10 protein-coding genes are annotated in these 22,950 nt (G+C 74.0%); all 10 read right to left on the bottom strand.

Translation table 11 applies throughout. The features are described 5' to 3' along the window. A partial coding sequence (locus BM076_RS22350) for a biotin carboxylase N-terminal domain-containing protein (protein ID WP_322936118.1) occupies positions 1–371 on the bottom strand: 371 nt, incomplete at its 3' end. A gap of 83 nt (positions 372–454) precedes the next feature. Further along, positions 455–691 (bottom strand): acyl-CoA carboxylase epsilon subunit, encoded by a 237-nt coding sequence (locus tag BM076_RS22345; protein WP_093715435.1) that lies wholly within the window; start codon positions 689–691, stop codon positions 455–457. Continuing rightward, on the bottom strand, positions 688–2,289 hold the full coding sequence (locus BM076_RS22340; RefSeq protein WP_093715434.1) for an acyl-CoA carboxylase subunit beta: 1,602 nt from the start codon (positions 2,287–2,289) through the stop codon (positions 688–690). The genes BM076_RS22345 and BM076_RS22340 overlap by 4 nt, the downstream gene beginning before the upstream one ends. Positions 2,290–2,297: 8 nt before the next feature. After that, positions 2,298–4,175, bottom strand: a complete 1,878-nt coding sequence (locus BM076_RS22335; protein WP_093715433.1) for a fatty acyl-AMP ligase — start codon at positions 4,173–4,175, stop codon at positions 2,298–2,300. Beyond that, positions 4,172–4,837, bottom strand: a complete 666-nt coding sequence (locus BM076_RS22330; RefSeq protein ID WP_093715432.1) for a flavin reductase family protein — start codon at positions 4,835–4,837, stop codon at positions 4,172–4,174. Before BM076_RS22330 ends, BM076_RS22335 begins: the two co-directional genes overlap by 4 nt. Beyond that, positions 4,827–6,497: an NAD(P)/FAD-dependent oxidoreductase gene (locus BM076_RS22325; RefSeq protein ID WP_177246556.1), complete on the bottom strand. Its 1,671-nt coding sequence runs from the start codon at positions 6,495–6,497 to the stop codon at positions 4,827–4,829. The genes BM076_RS22330 and BM076_RS22325 overlap by 11 nt, the downstream gene beginning before the upstream one ends. Before the next feature lie 58 nt (positions 6,498–6,555). After that, entirely contained in the window at positions 6,556–8,193 is a 1,638-nt protein-coding gene (locus tag BM076_RS22320) for an NAD(P)/FAD-dependent oxidoreductase (protein WP_093715430.1), read from the bottom strand. A gap of 63 nt (positions 8,194–8,256) precedes the next feature. Beyond that, a complete protein-coding gene (locus BM076_RS22315; RefSeq protein WP_093715429.1) occupies positions 8,257–12,918 on the bottom strand; it encodes a type I polyketide synthase in 4,662 nt (1,553 codons plus the stop codon). Beyond that, the gene (locus BM076_RS22310; protein WP_093715428.1) at positions 12,915–21,575 is read right to left on the bottom strand and encodes a type I polyketide synthase; all 8,661 of its coding nucleotides are present in this window, start codon (positions 21,573–21,575) and stop codon (positions 12,915–12,917) included. Before BM076_RS22310 ends, BM076_RS22315 begins: the two co-directional genes overlap by 4 nt. After that, a complete protein-coding gene (locus tag BM076_RS22305; RefSeq protein WP_093715427.1) occupies positions 21,575–22,918 on the bottom strand; it encodes an NAD(P)/FAD-dependent oxidoreductase in 1,344 nt (447 codons plus the stop codon). Before BM076_RS22305 ends, BM076_RS22310 begins: the two co-directional genes overlap by 1 nt. Between the last annotated feature and the right edge of the window lie 32 nt (positions 22,919–22,950).

The following is a 22,950-nucleotide window of genomic DNA, read 5'->3' as shown; positions in this document are numbered from 1 at the left end:
CGCTGGGCGATGTGCCTCGCTGCGACCTTGTCGCCCAGATCCCGGATCGCGTGCGGCGGCGGACCGATCCACGTCAGCCCCGCGTCCAGCACCGCCTGGGCGAACTCGGCGTTCTCCGACAGGAATCCGTACCCCGGATGCACCGCGTCCGCCCCGGACTCCGCGGCCGCGGCCAGCACCTTGCCGATGTCCAGATAACTGGTCGCCGGGGTGTCACCGCCCAACGCGTACGCCTCATCGGCCACACGCACATGCACCGCGTCCCGGTCCGGATCGGCGTAGACCGCCACACTCCCGATCCCCGCATCCCGGCAGGCACGGGCAACGCGGACAGCAATTTCACCGCGGTTCGCGATGAGCACCTTGCGCACGATGGCTCCCTTGGCTCGCTCGGCCGGTTCGGCTTCCCCGTCCCGGCCCCGGTCAGTGGTGGATTCCCGGCCGCCCGGGCGGCTCACGGCGTCCACCGCGCGGCACGGCCGCCTCGCCGCCACAGGCCGGGGCCGCGCTCCGTACGGAGGTCGGCGCCACGGGCCCAGGCCCGGCCGCGGCGGTACGACGCGCCCTGCGGCCCGGGTTCGGGCCCGGCCGCGGCGCCGGCCCCGGCCCACACCGCGAGCAGCGCGGCCAGTTCCTCGGCGGTCGGCTCGCCCCTGACCACCCGGATGTCGGGGTCTCCCGCGCCGGTCACAGCGGGATGTTCCCGTGCTTGCGGGGCAGCCGCGTCACCCGTTTGTCGGCGAGCGCGCGCAGGGCCTGGGCCACCTGGACCCGGGTCTCGTGCGGCATGATCACCGCGTCCACGTAGCCGCGTTCGGCGGCCACGTACGGGTTGCAGAGCGCCTGCTCGTACTCGGCGCGCAGCCGTTCGCGTTCGGCCGCCGGGTCCTCGGCCTGTTCGACGGCGCGGCGGTGCAGCACGGTGACGGCGCTCTCGCCGCCCATGACGGCGATCTCGGCGGTGGGCCAGGCGAGGTTGACGTCGGTGCCGAGGTGTTTGGAGCCCATCACGCCGTAGCCGCCGCCGTACGCCTTGCGGGTGACGACCGTGACCATCGGGACGGTGGCCTCGGCGTAGGCGTAGATGAGTTTGGCGCCGCGGCGGATGATGCCGCCGCGTTCCTGTTCCAGGCCGGGCAGGAAGCCGGGGACGTCCACGAAGGTGAGCACCGGGATGTGGAAGGCGTCGCAGGTGCGGATGAAGCGGGCGGCCTTCTCACTGGCGTCGATGTCGAGCGCGCCGGCCATGTGCGAGGGCTGGTTGGCGACCACACCGACGCTGCGGCCCTCGATCCGGCCGAAGCCGCAGATCACATTGCGGGCGAACAGCTCCTGGGTCTCCAGGAGTTCACCGTCGTCCAGCACGGTGTGGATCACCTGGCGCATGTCGTACGGCCGGTTGGCCTCGTCGGGGATCAGGGTGTCGAGCGCGCGGTCGGCGGCGGTGAACTCCTCGGCGAGGGGGACCTCGTACTCCGGCGCGTCGTCCATGTTGTTCGACGGCAGGTAGCCGAGCAGCAGGCGGACGTACTCGAACGCCTCCTTCTCGTCGCGCGCGAGGTGGTGGGCGTTGCCGGAGATCGTGTTGTGGCTGTGCCCGCCGCCCAGTTCCTCGCGGTCGATCTGATGGCCCGTCACCGTCCGCAGCACGTCCGGGCCGGTGACGAACATGTGCGAGATGCCCTCGACCATGACGATGAAGTCGGTGATGGCGGGCGCGTAGACGGCGCCGCCCGCGCACGGCCCGGTCATCAGGGAGATCTGCGGGATGACGCCGGACGCCTGCACATGGCGTTTGACCAGCTCGGCGTAGAAGGCGAGCGAGACCACGCCCTCCTGGATGCGGGCGCCGCCGGAGTCGTTGATCCCGATGATCGGGCAGCCGGTGCGCAGCGCCAGGTCCATCACTTTGACGATCTTCTCGCCGTAGACCTCGCCGAGGCTGCCGCCGAAGACGGTGAAGTCCTGCGCGAACAGGCAGACGCGGCGGCCGTCGATGGTGGCGTATCCGGTGATCACCCCGTCGCCGAGCGGGCGTTGGCGTTCCATGCCGAAGTCGTGGCTGCGGTGCCTGGCCATCGCGTCCAGTTCGACGAAGCTGCCGGGGTCGACCAGCGCCTCGATCCGTTCGCGGGCGGTGAGCTTGCCCTTGTCGTGCTGGCGGGCGACGGCCGGCGTCTCGGTCGCCATGCGCGCCGACTCGGCGCGCCTGCGGGCGAGTTCGGCCAGTCGGTCGGCGGTGGTGCCGGCGCCTCGGCTTGCGGGCACGGTGTCTCCTCGGTGTGTCATGACCGGCGTCAGCCGTCCCGGACGACGGAGTCGGCGAGTGAGCCATCGGTGTAGAGCTGCCGGCAGGCGCGGCGGCGCACCTTGCCGCTCGACGTCTTGGGCAGTGCGCCGCGCCGGACCAGCAGCACGTCGTCGGCCTCCAGCCGGTGGTGGTCCCAGACCGCGTCGCGGATCAGCCGGCGCAGCCGCTGCGTGCCGGTCTCGCGCAGCGTCCTGCCGTCCGCCTCGACGACGACCACCAGCTTCTCGGTGCTGCCGTCGTCCACGGAGAAGGCCGCGGCGCAGTTGGGCCGCAGGCCCGGGGCGGCGGTCTCGGCGGACAGCTCGATGTCCTGCGGGTAGTGGTTGCGGCCCGAGCGGATGACGAGGTCCTTCAGCCGTCCGTTGACGTAGAGGGTGCCCTCGTGCACGAAGCCCAGGTCGCCGGTGCGCAGATACTCCCTGCCGTCCTCGGCGCCGGGGGCGGTGCGGGCCCAGAAGGTCTCCTTGCTCGCCTCCGGCCGGCCCCAGTAACCGGCCGCCACACAGGGGCCGTTGATCCAGATCTCGCCGACCCGGTCGTCCGGCAGCGGGTCGAGCGTCGTCGGGTCGACGATCGCGATCCGGGTACCGCCCTCGGGCGCGCCGCAGCCGACGAGCGGGACGGCGCCGGGCGCGTCCGCGTCGACCCGCCGGACCACGCCGTCACGCAGCGCGTCGTCGGAGACCCACAGGGCGGCGGGTTCCCGGTCGGCGCGGTCGCCGGTGGCCTTGAGGGTGTTCTCGGCGAGGCCGTAGCCGGGGCACATCGCGCGCGGGTCGAAACCGGCGGGTGCGAAGGCCGCGGCGAAATTCCGGATGGTGTGCCAGCGCACCGGCTCGGCCCCGTTGCCCGCGACGCGCCAGCTCGACAGGTCGAGCCCGGGGCCCGTCCGGCCCTCTGCCGCGGCGGTGACGCACAGGTCGTACGCGAAGCCGGGCGCGGCGGCGTGCGTGCCACGGAAGCGCGAGATCGCTTCCAGCCAGCGGGCGGGGCGGCGGATGAAGGACTCGGGCGTCATCAGATACGACGTCGGGCCCGCCCACAGCGGCAGGATGATGCCGAAGAGCATGCCCATGTCGTGGAAGAGCGGCAGCCAGGACACCACGGTGGCGTCCGGGCCGCTGGGCCAGAGGCTGTCGGTCTCGCGGGCGTTGGCGATGAAATTGGCGTGGGTGACCATCACGCCCTTGGGGTCGCCGGTGGACCCCGAGGTGTACTGGAGCAGCGCCGTGTCGGCCGGCCCCGGCAGCGGGCCGCGCCAGGCGGCGGCGTCCGGCAGCGGCATCGCGTCGGTGGCGATGAGGGTGAGACCGGCCAGTTCGGGGCGGTCGGCGAAGCGTTCGCGCAGGTCGGCCGCGACCTCGGTGGTGGTGAGGACGGCGCGGGCGCCGGCGTCGTCGGCGATGCCGCGCAGCCGCTGAAGTCCCCCGATCCGGTGCGGTACTTGGACGGGAGCCGCGGCCACGCCCGCGTACATGCAGCCGAGCAGGGCGCGGACGAAGTCGGCGCCGGACGGATAGAGGAGCACCGCGTTGCGGCCCGCGAGCCCCGCGGCGGTGAACGCGGCGGCGTACTGCCGGGCCGCGGTGTCCAGGGCGCGGTAGGTGAGGGATTCGCCCGGTTCCTCGCCGTCGCGCAGGAAGACGAAGGCGGTGTCGTCGGGCGTGGCCGCGGCGCGCCGCCGGAGCGCCTCGACCAGGGTGGCCGCTTCGGAGCCCGTCGTCGGCCCGACCGCGAGCGCATGGCCCGCGGCAGGCGTGCGGTCGGCGGCAGGCGTCCGATCGGGGGCAGGTGTGCGGTCCGAGACAGGTGTGTGGTCGGGGGCAAGCGTGTCGTCGGGGGTCGTCGTCAGGTCGGCGCTCATCGGTCAGCCTCCTTGTCCAGCCGCGCGAGCCGCCCGCGGTAGAAGGTGAGCGGCCCGTCGTCCTCCGTGCCGTCCTCGAGCGTGCCGAGCGAGGTCACGGCGCCGATCACGATCCGGTGGTCGCCGCCGTGGTACTCGTCGGCGACCTTGCACTCCAGGAAGCCGATGGCGCCGCGCAGGATCGGCGCGCCGCAGCTTCCGCTCAGACAGTCGAAGCCGTCGAAGCCGGTGGGTCCCGGCGCTGCGAAGCCCATCGCGGCCGGTCCCTGGCCCGCGCCGAGGATGCTGACGGCGAAGGTGCCGCAGGCGCGTACGGCGGCCAGCAGCCGGGAGTCGTGCCGCAGGCAGAACAGCACGAGCGGCGGCTCCAGCGACACCGATGTGAAGGAGTTGACGGTGGCGCCGACCCACTGCCCGTCCAGCTGGCTGGTGACGACGGTGATGCCGGTGGCGAAGTGCCCGCACACCTGGCGCATGGCGGACGGCTCGGGCGGCAGGGCCTGTGCGGGGAACCGTTTGGTTCCGGTGTCCATGTCCATGTCCACGATCCCCAGGTGGGCGAGCCTGCGTCGGATGTCGCTGCGGCGGAAGTCCTGGTCCGGTCCCTCGTGCGGGGTCGCGTCCGCGACCGGGCCCCGGCCCCGCTCCTGGTCAGTCGTCATGGCCGAGGTCTCTTCCCCCGCCGCGCGCCCCGTACGGCTTCACCAGGCGCAGCACCGCGGGCGGTGCCTCCTTGCGCGCCCACAGCAGGGTGCGCAGCCGTTGCGGGGTGGTCAGCACGTACTCCTTGTCCCGGGGGTCGCCGAAGCCGTAGATCGGCGGCACCATCGGCTCGGTGCGCAGCCGTACGAAGATCCGGTCGGCGGCCTGCCGGGCCTGTGTGCGGCCCGCGGCGGTCTCCCGGCAGGTGGCGAGGGTGAAGTCGAGCAGGTCCCGGTACTCGGGCACCGTCTCGTGGCAGACCCCGGTGGCCGGGTCACCGCGCAACGAGGCGAGGGCGGCCTCCGCGGCGCCGGCCGCCATGGTCTTCGCGCTGCGCTTGAGGGACAGCGCGTCGAACATCGTGCCCAGCAGCCAGACCCGGGCCGTCGCACTCCACAGCAACGGGTCGCTGGACGCCGTCAACGCGGCCTCCACCAGCCGGTCCTGACGGTCCGCCATACCGTGCTGAAGCCGCTCCAGATAGCGGAAGCGGCCCGCCGACCAGTCGTCGTCCCTGGCCGCGGCGAGGATGTCGGAGGCCGCGGAGTAGACGAGTTGGGCGGAGGTGTAGAGGTCGCGGCCGAGGACCGGGTCGCCGCCGAGCGCGGCCTGGTCGAGCAGCAGCATCCGGTCGCCGACGGTGCGCGAGGCGTGCCACTGCCCGGCCTCCGACGCCCAGGTGAACGTGGGCCGGGCGGCGTCGAGTTGGGCGGCGACGGCCGGGTGACGGGCGGCGTGCGCGAGGATCTCCTGCCAGCCGCCGCCGTCCGGTCCCTCGGGGTCGGCGCCGCGCGGGAAGCGGGCCGCGTCCAGCGACAGCGTGACCGTCGCGAGGGCCGAACCGGCGGGCGTGCCTTCGTAGTTGCGGAAGTGCCCGATCTGGATCCAGCCGCCGTCGAAGACGTGGTGCAAGGTGCCCTGCGACCAGGGGTGCGAGCCCTTGAGGACCGGTGCCACCCGCTCGTACGGCCGGACGCCCAGGACGTGCGCGCCGATCACCCGGGTGCCGGCGCCGCCGGAGACCCGTTCGGCGCCGAGCGCGCGGGCCACCGCCGAGTCGGGTCCCGTGGTGTCGACGACGAAGCCGGTACGGATCTCCTCGCCGTCCGCGAGCGTCAGGCGCACGCTGCCGTCCTCCGCGACGGCCTTGTCGACCCGGACCCGGTGCCGTACGCGGGCGCCGCGGCCGACCGCCGCGGCGAGCATCCAGGCGTCCAGGTCGGGCCGGTAGAAGCGGCTCTCGCCGTGCTCGGAGGGGATGTTGAACTGCAGCGAGTCGGCCCGCCGGTGGCCGGCGCCCTCCTGGTGGTGCACGAAGCCGAGGGTGCGCTGCACACCGCAGTTGAACGACAGTTCCCGGCCGACCCGGCCGGCGTCGGCGAGCAGGCCGATCTCCGGGGCCCGGTAGCGCTCGGCGATCACCTCGTAGAGGAACGAGGTGCACGGCAGGGTCATCTCGCCGGGCTCGCTCGCCGACCGGTCGCGGTCGCCGAGCAGCAGCACCCGCAGGCCGTGCCGGGCCAGGATCACCGCCAGCGATGTGGCGGTGATCCCGGTGCCGAGCACCGTGACGTCCGGGTCGCGCTGGTCGTCGCCGATGTGGTCGGGGTCGGTTGTCATGGTGCCCATCACCTGTTCGGGTCGGGTTGGTCCTGCTCGTACGGGGCCGGCGGCCGGGTCAGCGGCTGTGCGCGATGCGCTCCCTGGCGAAGCCGCGCATGGCGTGGGTCACGGTGCCGGAGATGTCGGCGGGCGCCTTGGTCTGCGCCCAGGCGACGGTGCGGGCCATCCGGGGCGGCGTCGCGTGGAAGAAGTGGTTGCCCGGCTTGTCCAGGCCCAGCGGCGGCGGGATGAAGTCGGCGTCCGACAGTTGCGCGAACAGCCGCCGGGTGGCGTCCTGCGCGGTCATCGTGCCGCTCTCCACCTGTTCGCTGACGGCCGTGGTGGTGCGCAGCAGCTCGTTGCAGCCGTCGTGGACGGGGAAGGGCGAGCCGAGGTATTTGGCGTGTTCCATCTCGCGCAGCGGGCCGGTGTCGCCGTGCCGCAGCTTGTCGTAGATGCCCTGGAGGTGGAACGTGCCGAGCACCGTGGAGATCGCCCAGGTCCTGAAGACCGCGTTCCACAGGCCGTAGTCGCGGAAGGCGATGAAGGAGCTGTTGACCAGGTCGTCGTTGGCGCTGAGCAGGCCCTGCTCCAACTGCTCGACGAAGGCGAAGCGTTCGCGCGAGAAGTCGTCGTCGCGGATGGCGTCGAGCAGCCGGTGGCCGAGGACGTTGACGACTTCGAGGGTGTTGGTCAGGCCGCGTGAGTAGAGCGCGTCGATGAAGCCGGCGGCGTGCGCGGTGATGCAGAAGCGGTCGCCGACGGTGCTGGTGGTGGAGTACTGCAACCGCCCGGTGGAGACCCACTCGCGCACCGGCCGGGCGTTCTTGAACTGCGGGGCGATGTCGGGGAAGCGGCGCAGGAAGTCGTCGAACTCCTGCTGCGGCGGACCGTCGGGGCGCGGGTGGCGGCGCGGGTCGAGGGTGAGGCCGACGCTGCACAGCCGGTTGGTGCCGCCCTTGTTGTTGTCGAAGGGGATCACCCACAGCCAGCCGCCGTCGAAGACGTGGTGCAGGGTGCCCTGGTGCCAGGGGCTGGGGTTGCCGTACTGCGACGGGTTGCGCATCACGTCGTCGTACGGGGTGACGCCGACCATGTGCGTGAACATCGACCGCGAGTGGTGCTTGAACCGGGTGGGCTGCTCGCGCAGTCCGAAGTGCTCGGCGACCGGGGCCTTGTGGCCGCTGGCGTCGACCACGTAGCGGGCGAGGAAGGTCTCGCCGCGGTCGGTGGTCAGGGTGACGCCGGAGCCGTCGATGTCGACGTCCTGGATCCGGGTCTGCTGCCGCAGGTCCGCGCCGTAGGAGGCGGCGGTGTACGCCATGTAGGCGTCGATGTCCTGCCGGTAGAAGTGGTTCTCGGTGTGCAGCATCTTCGGGATGACGAACTGGTTGACCTCGTCGGGCTGCTGGGCCTGGCCCTCGCGCTGGTAGACGAAGCCGAAATTGCGCTTGATGCCGCAGGCCCCGGTGACGTGCTTGCGCACGCTCTGGAAGCTGGCCAGGTGGGCGATCTCGGGGACGTCGTAGCGGGCGGCGACCACCTTCAGCAGCACCGAGGTGTACGGGATGGTGGACTCGCCGATCGCGAACCTGGGGTGGGTGCCGGCGTCGAGCAGCAGCACCTTGGCGCCGTTGCGGGCAAGCACGGCCCCCAGGATGGAGCCGGCGATGCCGGCGCCGAGAATGGCGACGTCGTGGCGTGGGGGTGTCATCTGCGACCTCCTGGGAAACGGCTGGGTGTGCTGGGGTGTCGGCCGGTCCTGCCGGTCGGCGGGTCAGTGCTGACGGGCGACCTCGGCGGTGAGCAGCCGTGCCCAGTGGACGGCCGGTTCCTCGAAGAAGGGACGGGGTTCCAGGCGCAGGGCCAGATCGGCGCGGTAGCGGGCGATGACCTGCGTCACCCCCAGCGAGTCGAGTCCCAGGTCGAGCAGACTGATGTCGTCGGTGATCTCGGCGAGTGCCACGCCGAGGTGGTCGGCGAGGACGGTGCGCACGTACACGTCGAGCAGTGCCTCGCGCTCGTCGGCGGGTGCGGCGAGCACCGCCGTCAGGTGCTCCGACGGGCCCCGGTCGGCGTCCTGCCCGGCGTCGACGCGGACCTCGGTGAGCAGCGGGCGGGCGCGGCGCGATTCGAGCAGCGGGCCGAGGGTCGCCCAGTCGGCGCCGGAGACGACCGCGTGCGCGGTGTCGGAGGCGAGCAGTGGGCCGAGGTGCGCGAGCCCGGTCTCCGGGTCGATCGCCCGCAGCCCGAGCGCCTCCAGCCGGGCCATCAGGTCGTCGCCGCCGAGCCCGCTGGCCACGCGCCACGGTCCCCAGCTCACCGAGAGCGCGGTACGGCCGGTGCGGCGGCGGTAGGCGGCGAGCGCGTCGAGGAAGCGGTTGGCGGACGCGTACGCGCCCAGGTGCGCGGAGCCCCAGACGGAGGCGATGGACGACATCAGCAGGAGGAAGTCCAGCTCCGTGCCGTCCAGCAGCCGGTGCAGGGTCCAGGCGCCCTCGACCTTGGGCCGCAGCACCTCGTGCAGGGATTCGGCGTCGGCCTCGGCGATGTTCTGCGCGCCGGCCAGGCCCGCGGCGTGGATGACCCCGCGCAGCGGCTGCCCGGTGGCGGCGATTCCGGCCAGTACGGCGGACATGCCGGCCTCGTCGCACACATCGGCGGCGGCGACGGTGACCCGCGCCCCGCGTTCTTCCAGGGTGCGGACGGCGGCGACGCGCTCGGCGGCCGCGGCCGGGAGGTCGGGGTCGTCCCAGCTCTCGCGCGGCGGGAGTCCGGCGCGGCCGGTGAGCACGAGGTGACGGGCGCCGAGCCCGGCCAGCCACTCGGCCAGGGTCAGGCCGAGGCCGCCGAGACCGCCGGTGATCAGATAGGTGCCCTCGGTGTCGACCCGCAGTGTCGGCGCGTCGTCGGCGGGGGGCAGGGAGCGGGTCAGCCGGGGCACGAGCCGGGCGCCGCCGCGGTAGGCGACCTCGTCGTCCTCGTCGCCGAGCAGGAGTTCCTCGGCGAGTTCGGCGGCGCCGCCCTCCGGGTCGCCGGCCGGGTCGAGGTCGATCGCACCGCCCCACAGGTCGGCGTGTTCGAGGCCCGCGACCTTGGCGAGTCCGGTGAGCAGCGCGCCGCTCAGACCGTCGGGTGCCTCTTCCTCGCCGGTGGCCTGGGCGCCGCGGGTGACCAGCCACAGCCGGGTCGGCCCGGAGCCGGTGGAGGCTTCCGGGTCCCGCTCGGCCAGTGCTTGGAGCAGGTGCACCACCGTCTCGGGTCCCGTCACGCGGGCCCGCGCCAGGTCGTCGTCGCCGGTCTTGTCCCCGGCGGGCGCGTCGAGCGCCGCCAGGTGCACGATCCGGTCGACGGGCCCGACCTCGGCGAGCAGCCGCCGCAGCGCGGCCGGGTCACCGGCCGGTACGGTCCAGCCGCCGGCCTCTCCCCCGGGCTCGTCCACGATCCGGACGAGCACGCTCTCCCCGCCGAGCGCCGACAGTTCGCGCGCCAGCCGCTCGGCGACCCCCGTGGTGTCGGCGAACAGCAGGGTGCGGCCCGCCGGGTCGGCGGCGCGGCCCGCTCGGGGCGAGCGCCGCCATTCGACGGTGTACTGCGGGTGGTCGTCGGCCTGCCCGGCGGACGCGGCGCCGCCGGGGCCCGGCAGTACGGGCGAGGTGTCGTCGGCCAGCGGGAAGCGCAGCGGCAGCCGCTGGAAGGCGTAGGTGGGGAGCGGGACATGGCGGTCGGCGCCGGCCGGGTGCACCGCCGTCCAGTCGACGGGGGCGCCCCAGGCGTGCAGGGCGCCCAGGCTCTCCAGCGCCTGTTCGGCCTCGGGGACGCCGCGCCGCAGCGACGGCAGCCACAGCAGGTCGGGGTCCGGCAGCGTCCGTGCGGCCAGGCCCAGCAGGGTGCGTCCTGGGCCGATCTCGACGAAGGCGCCGACGCCGGTCTCGCGCAGCGCGAGCAGGCCGTCGTGGAAGCGGACCGGCTGCCGGGCGTGCCGGACCCAGTAGCCGGGGTCCGCGAGGGTCGCGCGGTCCAGCGGGCGCCCGGTGAGGTTGGAGATCAGGGGAATGCGCGGTTCGCGGACGGTGATCCGTGCCGCCGCTTCCTCCAGCGGGGCGAGCACCGGGTCCAGCAACGGCGAGTGGAAGGCGTGCGAGACGGTCAGCGGTTTGACGGTGACGCCGTCGCGGGCCAGTTCGTCGCGGATCGCGGCGATGGCGTCGGCGGCGCCCGAAAGGACGGTGTCCCGGGGGCCGTTGACGGCGGCGACCGCGACCCGGTCGGCGCGCGCCTGCCCGATGGCTTCCCGCGCCGCCGCCGCGTCCAGGGACACGGCGAGCATCGCGCCGGGCTCGGTCACGGACTCCATCAGCTTCGCGCGCAGCGCGATCAGGGTGAGCGCGTCCGCCACGTCCACCGCGCCCGCCACGACGGCCGCCGCGTATTCGCCGACGCTGTGGCCGATGACGGCGGCCGGCCGTACGCCCCAGGACGCCCACAGCTCGGCGAGCGCGTATTCGACGGCGAACAGCGCCGGTTGGGTGTGCACGGTGCGGTCGATCGACCCGCCGTCGTCGCCGTCCGGGTGGAGGATGTCCAGCAGGGGGCGCCCGAGCAGCGGGTCGGCGATCTCGGCGCAGCGCTCCAGCGCCTGCCGGAAGACGGGCTCGGCGGCGCTCAATTCGCTTCCCATACCGGCGAATTGGGCGCCCTGGCCGGTGAACATGAAGGCGGTCCTGGCGCGGTGCGCGGCCTGGGCACGGCGCGGGGCAGGGCCGCCGTCGCCGGTGCCGAAGGCGTGCAGCCGGTCGGCGAGCCCAGCGGTGTCGCGGGCGGTGAAGGGCGCCCGGATCTGCTGCGGCGAGCGGCCGGCGGCGATGGTGCGAGCGACTGCGTCCAGCGGTGTCGCGGGGTTGGCGCGCAGGAAGTCGGCCCAGCGCAGCGTCAGTTCGCGCAGGGCGGGTTCGCTGCGCGCCGACGCGACGAGCACTTCGGCCTGCCGGTGCGGCGTTTCCTGCGATGCGTCGGGCAGCGGCACGGCGGGGGCCTCCTCGATGACGAGGTGGGCGTTGGTGCCGCTGGCGCCGAAGGAGCTGAGCCCGGCGATCCGCGGCTGCCCGTCGGAGGGCCACGGGGTGTGCTCCGCGGCGACCCGCAGATGGAGCGCGGCCCAGTCGATGTTGGGGTTGGGGGTGCGGAAGTGCAGGCTGGCCGGGATCTCGCCGTGGCCGACGGCGAGGACGCACTTGATGAGGCCCGCGATGCCGGCGGCGGCTTCCAGATGGCCCACATTGGTCTTCACCGAGCCGACGTGGACGGGCTGCTGCGAGGTCCGTCCGGCGCCGAGCACGCCTTCGAGGCTGCGCAGTTCGATCGGGTCGCCGAGCGCGGTGCCGGTGCCGTGGGCCTCGATGTAGCCGACCCGTTCGGGGGCCACTCCCGCGTCGGCGAGCGCGGCCCGGATGACGTCCTGCTGCGCCTTGCCGCTGGGCACCGAGATGCCGGATGCGTGGCCGTCGTGGTTGATGGCGCTGCCGCGGATGACGGCGAGCACCCGGTCGCCGTCGGCCTGCGCGTCGCTGAGCCGCTTGAGGACGACCAGGCCGCAGCCCTCGCCGCGCGCGTAGCCGTCGGCGGAGGCGTCGAATGCCTTGCAGCGGGCGTCGGGCGACACCGCGCCCGCCTTGCTGACCAGCACGAAACCGTACGGGGACAGGATCACATTGACGCCGCCGGCCAGTGCGAGGTCGGTCTCGCCGAGCCGCAGCGACTGGCACGCCTGGTGGACGGCCACCAGCGAGGACGAGCAGGCGGTGTCGACCACCTGGGCGGGGCCGCGCAGGCCGAAGGTGTGCGCGACGCGTCCGGCGATGAAGCTGTTCTCGCCGAGCAGTTGGTAGCCGTCGATCGCGGCCGGATCGCCGTACTGCTGCCGCAGCCGTACGTAGTCGCTGGTGCTCGCGCCGATGTAGACGCCGGTGCGGGAGCCGTCGAGGGAGTCGTGCGGGATGCCCGCGCGCTCCAGGGCCTCCCACGCGACCTCCAGGGCGATCCGCTGCTGCGGGTCCATGCCGAGGGCCTCGCCGGGCGCGATGCCGAACAGCTGGGCGTCGAAGGTGTCCGCGCTGTCGAGGAAGCCGCCCTCGACGACGTACGCCTTCGCGGGCGCCTCGGGGTCGGGGTCGTAGTACGGGTCGGTGTCCCAGCGGTCGCGCGGGAAGGGGCCGATGGCGTCCACGCCGTCCCGCAGCAGGTCCCACATGCGCTCGGGCGAATCGGCACCGCCGGGGAAGCGGCAGCCGACGCCGATCACGGCGATCGGGGCGTGCAGCGCGGCCCGCTGGTCCTCGACCATCGTGCGCAGCCGCCCGATGGTCTCCAGGGCCTGGGCGAGCCGGGACCGCTGCTGGTCGGCGGCGCGGGACGCGGCGGCGTCGGTGGGCTGGTTCATCGCTTCTCCCCCTCGATGAGGGCGTTGACGGCGGCGACCTCGGCGTCCAGGCGGGCGAAGAGATCCGCGTCGTCGGGGTCGTCGGTGCCATCGGGATCGTCGGGGCCTGCGGAGTCGTCGGGGCGGTCGTGCCCGGCGGCGACGGGGTCATTGGCATCGCCCGCGCCCTCGGGCGCGCCCCGGTCCGGTACGGCGGCGTCCTGCCGTACGTCCGGTGCCGCCTGCTGATCCTCGGCGAGCGGCCCGAGCACCTCGACGGCGAGGAATCCGGCCACCGCGTCACCGGTCGGGTACTCGAAGGCGAGGGTGGCGGGCAGGGCGCTGCCGAAGCGGCGTTCGAGCCGTACTTTCATCTCCAGTGCGGTGATGGAGTTCAGGCCCAGCTCGAAGAAGCCCTGGCGGGGCTCCAGTTCACCGGGTCCGTCCAGGCCGAGCACGACCGCGACCTCTTCGAGGACGCATTCGAGCAGCAGATCGCCGCGGGCCGCGTCCGGCAGCGAGCGCAGCTTGTCCAGCAGTGCGCCGGAGTCGCCGGGCGCCGAGGCGGCCTCGTCGGCCAGCACGTCGAACAGCGGCCAGGGCGTGGCCTGCCGGTAGAGCGGCAGCAGCAGCCCCCAGTCGGCGTCGGCCGCGGCGACCGCGGGCAGTCCCGAGGCGGTGATCCGGTCGAGCAGTTCGATGGCGATGCCGGGCGGCAGCGGGCGCATGCCGCTGCGGGTCAGCCGGTTGGCGCTGTCGCGGTCCAGCAGTTCCACGTCCAGCCAGGGTGCCCAGGCGATCGCGCAGACCGGCAGGCCGAGCGCACCGCGGTGGCCGGCGAGCGCGGTGAGCAGCGCGTCCGCCGGGGCCTGCACGCCCGCGCCGATCGCCGCCCAGTTCGACGCCACGGTGCCCCAGAGCTGGAAGAGGTCCAGGTCGGTACGCGTGTCGAGCGCCGCCTGGTGCAGCAGCCAGGCGCCGCGTGCGCGGTCGTCGATCGCGGCGGCGACCGTGGCCGGGTCCGCCTCCTGGTCGGTCGGCAGATTCCAGTCGACACCGAGCCAGACGACGCCCGCGACGGGGTGTCCGGCTGCGGCCTCGTCCTCGAACAGCCGGGTCGCCTGCTTGGCGTCCTCGATCCGAGGCACGACCAGGACGCGGCCGGCGCCGCGCGCGGTCAGCCAGGAGGCGACCCGGTCGGCCAGCGCGCCGTCGGCGCCCGCGACGAGATAGCCGCGGTCGGCGGCCAGTTCCACCGGCTCGAACAGTGGCGGCGGGGCCGGGGCGCGCCGCAGCCGGGCGGCGAGCCTGCGGCCGGCGCGCAGCGCGAGCCGGTCCTCGGTGTCCTCCTCGCCGTCCGTGCCGTCCCCGCCGTCGTGGGCGAGGAGTTCGGCGGCGATGCCCGCCGCGTCCTGCGCCGAGCCGGACGAGAGCGGGTCGAGGTCGAGGACGCCGCCCCACGCCGTGGGGCGCTCCACCCCGGTCACGATCGCGGACTGCCGCAACGGCGCCTGCGCGGCGGCGGGCATTTCGAGATCGTCCACGGCTACGGCGCCCCGGGTCACGTACAGCACCCGGGCGCCGCTGCCGACCGCGGCCGTCACCGACGCGATCGCGGTGACCGCGGCGCAGGCGTCGGCGAGTACCGCGCTGTCCGGTTCGCCGTGTTCCGGCAGGTCGAGTCCGCCGAGGTGGACGACCTGGCGGCAGCCGGGTCCGCCGCGCAACTCCCGCAGCACGTCGGCGAGTCGCTGCCGTACGGCGTCGGCCCCGCCGTCGGCGGGCAGCACGGTCGTCGCGCGTCCGAGCCCGGCCAGGTCGCGCGCCAGCGCCTCGGCGACACCGCCGCGGTCGGCGAGTACGACGGTCACCGCGTCGGATCCCACGTCGGATTGACGGGCCGTCAGGGGCCGGTCCGCCCAGTCGAGTACGTACAGGCTGCCGCCGATCCGCGCGGTCTCGTCCTGGTTGAGGAGGCGCCCGCGCGGCGGGGCGAGGCGGATGCCCGTGATGTCGGCGAGGAGCCGGCCGTCCGGTGTCATGAGGCGGACGTCGGCGGTCGGGTCACCGGGGGTGTCCCGGTGGAGGGTGGCGGTGACCAGGACGCGGTCGTCGGGGGCCGCGTGGAGGGTGAGGCTGTCCAGGGCCGCCGGGAGGAGCGCGGGGTCGGCCGCATCCGCGGAGAGCAGGAACGCGGGCAGCCGCAGCGCGAGTTCGAGCAGGTCGGGGGCGATGTGCCAGCGCATCGTGGCGGGGCGCAACCGCAGTTCGACCTCGATCCGGTCGTCGCCGAGCCAGGCGGATTCCGGGGCGGGCGCGCTGTCTCCGGTCGCGTGCCGGGCCAGCCAGGCGCGCAGCGGTTCACCGACGGGGCCGCGCGGGTGCGGCGCGAAGGCCGCGTCGGCGTCGGCGGCACGGCCGGGCAGTACGCGCGCCGCCATGAGCTGCCGGGCCCGGGGCGCGGTGTCGGTCGCGGGCTCCGCGATGGTGAGGGCGAGGCCGGGCCGGGCGCCCGACGCGGCGCGCCCCAGCGTGAGTTGGGCGGTGGCGCTGCCGTCGGCGGGGAGCAGCAGCGGCCGGTCGAGGGTGACGTCGGTCAGCCGGACGGGCCTGCCGGCGCCGATGGCGCTGCTCGCCGCGGCGACGGCCAGCTCCAGCCAGGCCGCGCCCGGCACCCGCAGCGCGGCGCCGATGGGCTCTGCTCCGATCCGGGCGGCGGTCGCGGCGTCGAGTTCGCTGTCGACGACACGGCCGGCGGGGGTACGGACCTCCCGGGCGATCAGCGGATGCGTACCGGACCGCGCGGGGCCGCCGGCACGGCTGTCCACCCAGTAGCGCTTGTGCTCCCAGGGGTAGCGCGGCAGTTCGGCGAGCGGCGTACTTCCGGGGTGCAGGCGCGGCCAGTCCACCGCGAGGCCGCCTGCGTGCAGCGCGCCGAGGCCGGTGAGCAGTGATTCGGTGCCGTCCTGGTCGCGCAGCAGCGACGGCACGAACAGCCCGTCGGCGCCCTCCGCCCGCAACTCCTGCTCGATCGGCACGAGTTGGATGGGGTGCGGGGACAGCTCCAGATATGTGTCGTAGCCGTCGTCGGCCGCGGCGCGTACGGCGTCGGCGAAGCGTACGGTCTGCCGCAGATTGCGGCCCCAGTAGGCGGCGTCCAGCGGGGTGCCGGCGGCGAGCGGGGCGCCGTCCACCGAGGAGTACATCGGCAGCCGGGGCTCGGCGGGCGTCAGGCCGGTGAGGTCGCGGACGAGCTGTTCGCGCAGCGGCTCGGCCCAGGGGCTGTGGGCCGGGCCGCCGGCGTTGACCGCGCGGAAGAACACATTGCGGGCGCGCAACCGGGCACCCAGTTCCTCCAGCGCGGACGTCTCCCCCGACACCACCGTGGACTGGCGGCTGTTCACCACCGCGACGCACAGGCGGTCGCCGTAAGGGGCGAGTTCGTCCTGCGTCCGCTCGGTGTCGAGGCCCACCACGGCCATTCCGCCCTGGCCGACCAGGGCCCGCAGCAGGTGGGTGCGGCGCACCATGACCTCGGCGGCCTGCGCGAGGTCGAGCGCGCCCGCGCACAGGGCGGCGGACACCTCGCCCATGCTGTGGCCGATCACCGCCGCGGGTTCGACGCCGAGCGCGCGCCAGCTCGCCGTCAGTCCGTACTGCGTGGCGAACAGCATGATCTGCTGGTCGAGTTCGTTCTCCGGCGCGCGTGCCGCTTCCAGGGCCTCGCGCACCGACCAGTCCAGGTGCCGCGCGAGTGCCGCGTCCGCCGCACCGACCGCGTCCCGGAACACCGGGTCGGCGGCGAGCAGCGAGCGGCCCATCGCGGGCCAGTAGGAACCGTGTCCGGAGAACACGAAGACGGGTCCGCGGTCGCGCGCCGCGGCCTTGCCCGCCGCGATCCCCGGTCCGCCGCTCTCGCCCGCGGCGAAGGCGTCCAGCCGTTCGACGAGCGCGGCCCGGTCCCGGCCGACGAAGGCGAGCCGGTGGTCGAGGTGGGAGCGGCGCAGGGCGAGTGTCCCGGCGAGGGCGGCGATGTCGGCGTCATCGGTGGCGGCGTCCGGGCCGTCCTCCGCGATCAGGGCGCGCAGCTCGGCGGCCCGCTGCCGCAGCGCGGTCGGCGAGGCGGCCGACAGCGGGAGGACGTACGGGAGGGCGGACTGCGGCCGGTCGGCCGCCACAGGGGTGGCGTCCGGGGCTTCCGCCAGGACGATGTGCGCGTTGGTGCCGCTGAAGCCGAAGGCGCTGACGCCGGCGACGCGGCGGCGCTCGCCGCGCGGCCAGGGGCGGCCCTGGGCGGGGACGTCGAGCGGGAGGTCCGGCCAGGGGATGTCGGGGCTCGGCTGCGTGAAGTGCAGGTGCGGCGGGAGGGCTTCGTGGCGCAGGGCGAGGACGGTCTTGATGAGTCCGGCGATGCCGGAGGCCGCTTCGAGGTGGCCGATGTTGGTCTTCACCGAGCCGACCGAGACCGGCTGCGGGGCCGTGCGTCCGGTCAGGGCGGCGCCGAGGGCGCGCAGTTCGATGGGGTCGCCGAGCGGGGTGCCGGTGCCGTGCGCCTCGACGTAGTCCATGTCGTCGGCGCCGATCCGGGCGTCGGCGAAGGCGGCGCGCAGCAGCGTCTCCTGGGCGGGCCCGTTGGGGGCGGTGAAGCCGCTGCTGGCCCCGTCCTGGTTGACGGCCGAGCCGAGGATCAGCGCGAGGACCCGGTCGCCGTCGCGCCGGGCCGCCGACAGCGGCTTGAGGATGACGGCGCCGCAGCCCTCGCCGCGGGTGTAGCCGTCGGCCGAGGCGTCGAAGGTCTTGCAGCGGCCGTCGGCCGCCAGCGCGCCCGCGGCGTCGCTGGCCCGGTGGATGGTGGTGCCCAGGATCAGATTGACGCCGGCGGCGACCGCGAGGTCGCTCTCGCCGGAGCGCAGGCTCGCCACCGCGAGGTGCACGGCGACCAGCGAGGAGGAGCACGCGGTGTCCACGGCGAGGCTGGGGCCGCGCATGCCGAGCAGATACGACAGCCGGCCGGCGGCGGCACTGAAGGAGGTGCCGGTGCCGTAGAAGGCGTCGACGGTGTCGGTCCCGCCTCCGACGATCTGCGCGTAGTCGGTGGAATTCATGCCGAGGAAGACCCCGGTGCGGGTTCCGGCGAGCGACGTCGGCGGCACCCCCGCGTCCTCCATGGCCTCCCAGGCCACTTCGAGGAACATCCGCTGCTGCGGGTCCATCACCTTGGCCTCGCGCGGCGGGATCCGGAAGAAGCCCGCGTCGAAACCGGCCGGGTCCTCGTCGAGGAAGCCGCCCCACCACACGCGTGTGTCGTCGAACCGGCCCTCGGGGGCGCGGCGTACGGCGTCGGTGCCGGAGGTGAGCAGCCGCCAGTACGCGTCCGGTCCCGCGGCGCCGCCGGGGAAGCGGCAGCCGACGCCGATCACGGCGATCGGCTCGGGCGCGCCGGGCGTGCTCACCGGGGCTGTCGGCGCGGCGGGTGTGGCGATCGCCGGAGCGGCGGCGGCCTCCGGAAGCGGGGTCGGAGCCGGGGCTTCGCCCAGCAGACCGTGCAGATAGTCGGCGAAGCGCCGTACGGTCGGGTGGTCGAAGGCGGCGGTCTTCGGCAGCCGCAGCGGCACGGACCGCTCCAGCACCTTGCACAGTTCGACGGCGCCGAGGCTGTCCATGCCGAGGTCGGCGAAGCCCCGGCCGCGTGCCACGGCGGTGCCGGAGGCGAGGCCGAGCACTTCGGCGGCGGCATCGGCGACCAGGTCGGTGAGCCAGTCACGGGTGGGGCGGGGCACCGCCGGGGCGGGTGCCGCCTCGGAGACGGGCACAGGCCCAGGCGCGGGTGCAGGCGCGGGGAGAGCCGCGGGCTGCGGCGCGCCCGGGGCCCGAAGGCGCAGCCCCACCGTCTCGGCGACCAGTCGCCCCGCCTCGTCGTAGAGCTTCAACTCACCGCTGAGCGAGCCGAGTTCGGCGCCGCTCACGGTGCCGTCGTCGTCGCGCCCCTCCGGGATGTCGAACCACAGCGGCTCGCCCTGCCACGGGTAATTGGGCAGGTCGGTGACCTCGTCGGGCCCGGGGTTGGCGGCGGACCAGCGGATGTCGAGGCCGGCCGCGTACAGCCGGGCCAGCGAGGTCCGTACGGTGGCGACGTCGTCGGTGTCGCGCCGCAGTGTGGGGACGACCAGTCCGTCGAAGCCGCGCTCCTCCATGCTCTGCACGACGGGCTGCGCGAGCACCGGGTGCGGGCCCAGCTCCACGAAGAGCCGGTGACCTGCGTCGAGTGCGCGGGTGAGGGCGGCGTGGAAGCGGACCGGCTCGCGGAGGTTGCGGCCCCAGTAGGCGGCGTCGAAGGGCTCGTCGCCGGGGTCGCAGGTGGTGTGCACCGGTACGCGTGCCGCCTGCGGACGCAGCTCGCCGAGCAGCGTGACGAGTTCGTCCTGATAGGGCGTCATCTGCGGGCTGTGGAAGGCGTAGCCGCCGGGCATCAGGCGGAAACCGTGGCCGAGTCCGGCCAGTTGAGCGCCGAGCGCCTCGACGGCGTCGGTGCGCCCGGACACGACGGTGCTCGCGGGCGCGTTGACGGCGGCCACGGTCACGTCGTCGCCGTACGGTGCGAGCAGCGGCAGCAGGTCGGCCTCGGGCAGTGCGACGGACGCCATCCGGCCGCCGCCCTCGGAGGGTTGCAGCAGCCGCCCCCGGTGCACGATGACGCGTACCGCGTCGGCGAGCGTCAGGGCGCCCGCGACATGGGCGGCGGCGACCTCGCCCATGCTGTGGCCGACGATCGCGGCGGGCTCGACGCCCCAGGACCGCCACAGCGCGGCGGCGGCGACCTGGACGGCGAAGACGACGGGCTGGGCGATCTCGGTCTCGGTCAGCCGGGACCGCTCGGCTTCGGCGGACAGTTCGGCGATCACCGACCAGCCGGCCTCGGCGGCGATCAGCGCGTCGACGCGGGCCAGTTCTTCACCGAAGGCCGGTTCGTGGGCGAGCAGTTCGCGGCCCATGCCCGCCCACTGGCCGCCCTGTCCGGAGAAGACGAAGCAGACACCCGACAGGTCGTCGTCGGTGTCCGTGCCGTCCCAGCCGTCGGTGGGGGTGTCGGGCAGCGCGGTGTCCAGCGGTGTGCTCAGCAGCCGGGCCAGTTCCCCGGCCAGTTCCGCGCCCGTGGTGCCGGTGACGGCGATCCGGTGCTCGCGGTGCTGGGTGCGGCGCACACCCGCGGCGCGCACGTACGAGGCCAGGTCGGCGTCGGGCCGCTCGGCCAGGCGGTCGCGGTGGGCCTCGGCCAGGGCGCGCAGGGCGGCGCCGGAGCGGGCCGAGACCGGCAGCAGCAGGCGGGACGGCGGCTGCTCGATGGCGGTTCCCGCAGGTTCGGTCGCGGTCACGGGCGGGGCTTCGACGATGACATGGGCATTGGTGCCGCTGAGCCCGAAGGCGCTGGCTCCGGCGAGCCGCCGTTCGCCGCCCTCCGGCCACGGGGTGATTCCGGTCGGCACCCGTACCGGCCAGCGGTCCCAGCGGATGCCGGGGTTGGGCGTGTCGAGGTGCAGGTGCGGCGGGACTTCGCCGTGTCTTACGGCGAGAGCCGCCTTCAGGAGTCCCGCCGCACCCGCGGCACCATCGGTGTGGCCGAAGTTGGTCTTCAACGAGCCCACGAGCAGCGGGTGTTCGGCGTCGCGGCCGACACCGAGGGTGCGGGCGAGCGCACTCATCTCGATGGGGTCGCCGAGCGGGGTGCCGGTGCCGTGCGCCTCGACGTAGCCGATCTCGTCGGGCCGTACGCCTGCCGACGCGATCGCGTCCCGCAGCAGGGACGCCTGCGCGGCGGCGCTGGGCACGGTGAGTCCCGCGCTGTGCCCGTCGTGGTTGACGGCGGAGCCGCGGATCACGGCCAGCACCCGGTCGCCGTCGGCGAGCGCGTCGGACAGCCGCTTGAGGACCAGCACCACACAGCCGTCGCCGCGCACGATCCCGTCGGCCGCGGCGTCGAAGACCTTGCAGCGGCCGTCCTTGGCCATGGCGCCGACCTTGGACATGAACACGGTCAGCTCGGCGGCGAGCAGCAGATTGACGCCGCCGACCAGCGCGGTGTCGGACTCCCCCGTCAGCAGGCTCTGCCGTGCGAGGTGGGTGGCGACCAGCGAGGAGGAGCAGGCGGTGCTCAGCGCGACGCTGGGTCCGTTGAGGCCGAGCAGGTACGACAGCCGGCCGGGGCCGAAGCTGGCCTCCTTGCCGGAGGCGTACCAGGGGTCGATGCCGCGCGCGCCCGCCTCGCGGGAGTGGCGCAGGAAGTAGTCGACGCCCAGGCCGCCGGAGAAGACCGAGGTGCGGGTGCCGGCCAGGCTGCCGGGCACGATGCCGGAGTTCTCCAGCGCCTCCCAGGCGACCTCGATCAGCATCCGCTGCTGCGGGTCGATCTGCCGGGCCTCGCGCGGGGCGATCCCGAAGAAGTCCGCGTCGAAGCGCGTCTCGTCCTCCAGGAAGCCGCCCCAGCGCGTGTACGTGCGGCCGGGCGCATCCGGGTCCGGGTCGTAGTGCCGGGCGAGGTCGGAACGGGACGGCGGGATCTCGGTGATCACATCGGTGCCGTCCCGCAGCACCCGCCAGAATCCGTCCAGGTCGGCCACGCCGCCCGGGAAGCGGCAGCCGGCACCGATGATCGCCACCGCCTCCGGGGCCTGGTCGGTCATCAGAACAGCGCCGCCGCGGAGGGCGCGGACATGCTGCCCAGGTGCTTGTGCCACAGGTGGTCGGGGTCGTTCTCGACCGTGGCGACGATCTTGCGCATGGCTTCGAGCGCCCGCGGTTCGTCGTCGTCGTAGACGTCGCCCTGGAGCATCTTCAGCACGTCGAGCCGGTACCTGGGGTCCTGCACGAAGGCGGTGAACAGGATGTTCAGCCGGTAGTAGATCGAGATGAACTCGTACCAGTTGCTGACACCGCGGCGCAGGGTCCGCTCGTACTCGTTGAAGCGCGCCTTGCGGAAGTCGCCGGCCTCGGCCGCCGCGATGATGTCCTTGGTCGCGATGCGGGCGCTGTTGAGGGCCACGCTGACGCCGCTGGAGAAGATCGGGTCGACGAAGCGGGCGGCGTCACCGATGAGCACCCAGTTGTCGCCGGTGATCTCCTTCATGCCGTAGCTGTAGTCGCCCTCGGCCTTGAAGGGGCGGACCCGCTCGGAGCTCTCCAGGGCGCTGCGCAGCTCGGGGCGGCTGCCGACGCACTCCCAGAAGAAGCCCTCCAGGTCGTCCTTGGAGGCGGTGAAGTGCTTCTTCTGCGTGACGACACCGACGCTGGTGATGGTGTCGGTGATGGGGATCTGCCACACCCAGGTGTCGGTCAGCGGCAGGAAGTGGATGAAGATGTAGTCGGCCTTCTTCTTGTCGTGCGAGAGGGCCGTACGGTCCAGTCCGTCGAACCAGGTGTGCACCGCGTACTGGTTGAAGACCGGGTCGGGGACCTTCAGCTTGAGCTGGCGGCCGAGCATCGTGCCGCGTCCGCTGGCGTCCACGACCATCCGCACCGTGGTGCCGTTGTCCTTGTCGCGGACCGGGCGGATCACCGGGTGCTCGCCGTCGAAGTCCACGCCGGCGATACGGGTGTTCTCGAAGATCTTCGCGCCGTTGGACGCCGCGTGCTGGAGCAGCAACTGGTCGAACTTGCCGCGGTCCACGTGGTACGTGTGCGCCTGGTGGACACCGGGCTGGTCGCGCTCGTCGAACTCGATCTCGGCGGCGCCGAGGCCGTGCGAGAGGCCGCTGAATCCCATGGTGGGGACGCCGGGCGGAGTGGCGGCGGTCCAGGCGGCACCGAACTTCCGCGGGAAGCCGGCCTGCTCGACGAGGTCGAGCGCGCCGATCTCGCGCAGCACGGGCGTGGTGGCGGGCACCAGCGACTCGCCGACGTGCTCGCGGGGGAAGGTCTCGCCCTCGAAGAGCGCGACGCTGAGCCCGGCCCTGGTGAGATAGGAGGCCGCGGTGGAACCCGCCGGCCCCCCGCCGATGATGCCGATGTCATAGTCGACTGCGGACAAGACTGCTCCTCGTTGAGTCGGATCGGACGTGC

The organism is Actinacidiphila alni (assembly GCF_900112845.1).
Lineage (GTDB): Bacteria > Actinomycetota > Actinomycetes > Streptomycetales > Streptomycetaceae > Actinacidiphila > Actinacidiphila alni.
This window is presented reverse-complemented; position numbering and strand designations above follow the sequence as displayed.

What these genes read in the sequence shown, in the direction of transcription:
- BM076_RS22340 (WP_093715434.1), bottom strand. Translation starts at nt 2,289, where the DNA reads ATGACACACCGAGGAGACACCGTGCCCGCAAGCCGAGGCGCCGGCACC.
- BM076_RS22335 (WP_093715433.1), bottom strand. Translation starts at nt 4,175, where the DNA reads ATGAGCGCCGACCTGACGACGACCCCCGACGACACGCTTGCCCCCGAC.
- BM076_RS22330 (WP_093715432.1), bottom strand. Translation starts at nt 4,837, where the DNA reads ATGACGACTGACCAGGAGCGGGGCCGGGGCCCGGTCGCGGACGCGACC.
- BM076_RS22325 (WP_177246556.1), bottom strand. Translation starts at nt 6,497, where the DNA reads ATGACAACCGACCCCGACCACATCGGCGACGACCAGCGCGACCCGGAC.
- BM076_RS22320 (WP_093715430.1), bottom strand. Translation starts at nt 8,193, where the DNA reads ATGACACCCCCACGCCACGACGTCGCCATTCTCGGCGCCGGCATCGCC.
- BM076_RS22315 (WP_093715429.1), bottom strand. Translation starts at nt 12,918, where the DNA reads ATGAACCAGCCCACCGACGCCGCCGCGTCCCGCGCCGCCGACCAGCAG.
- BM076_RS22310 (WP_093715428.1), bottom strand. Translation starts at nt 21,575, where the DNA reads ATGACCGACCAGGCCCCGGAGGCGGTGGCGATCATCGGTGCCGGCTGC.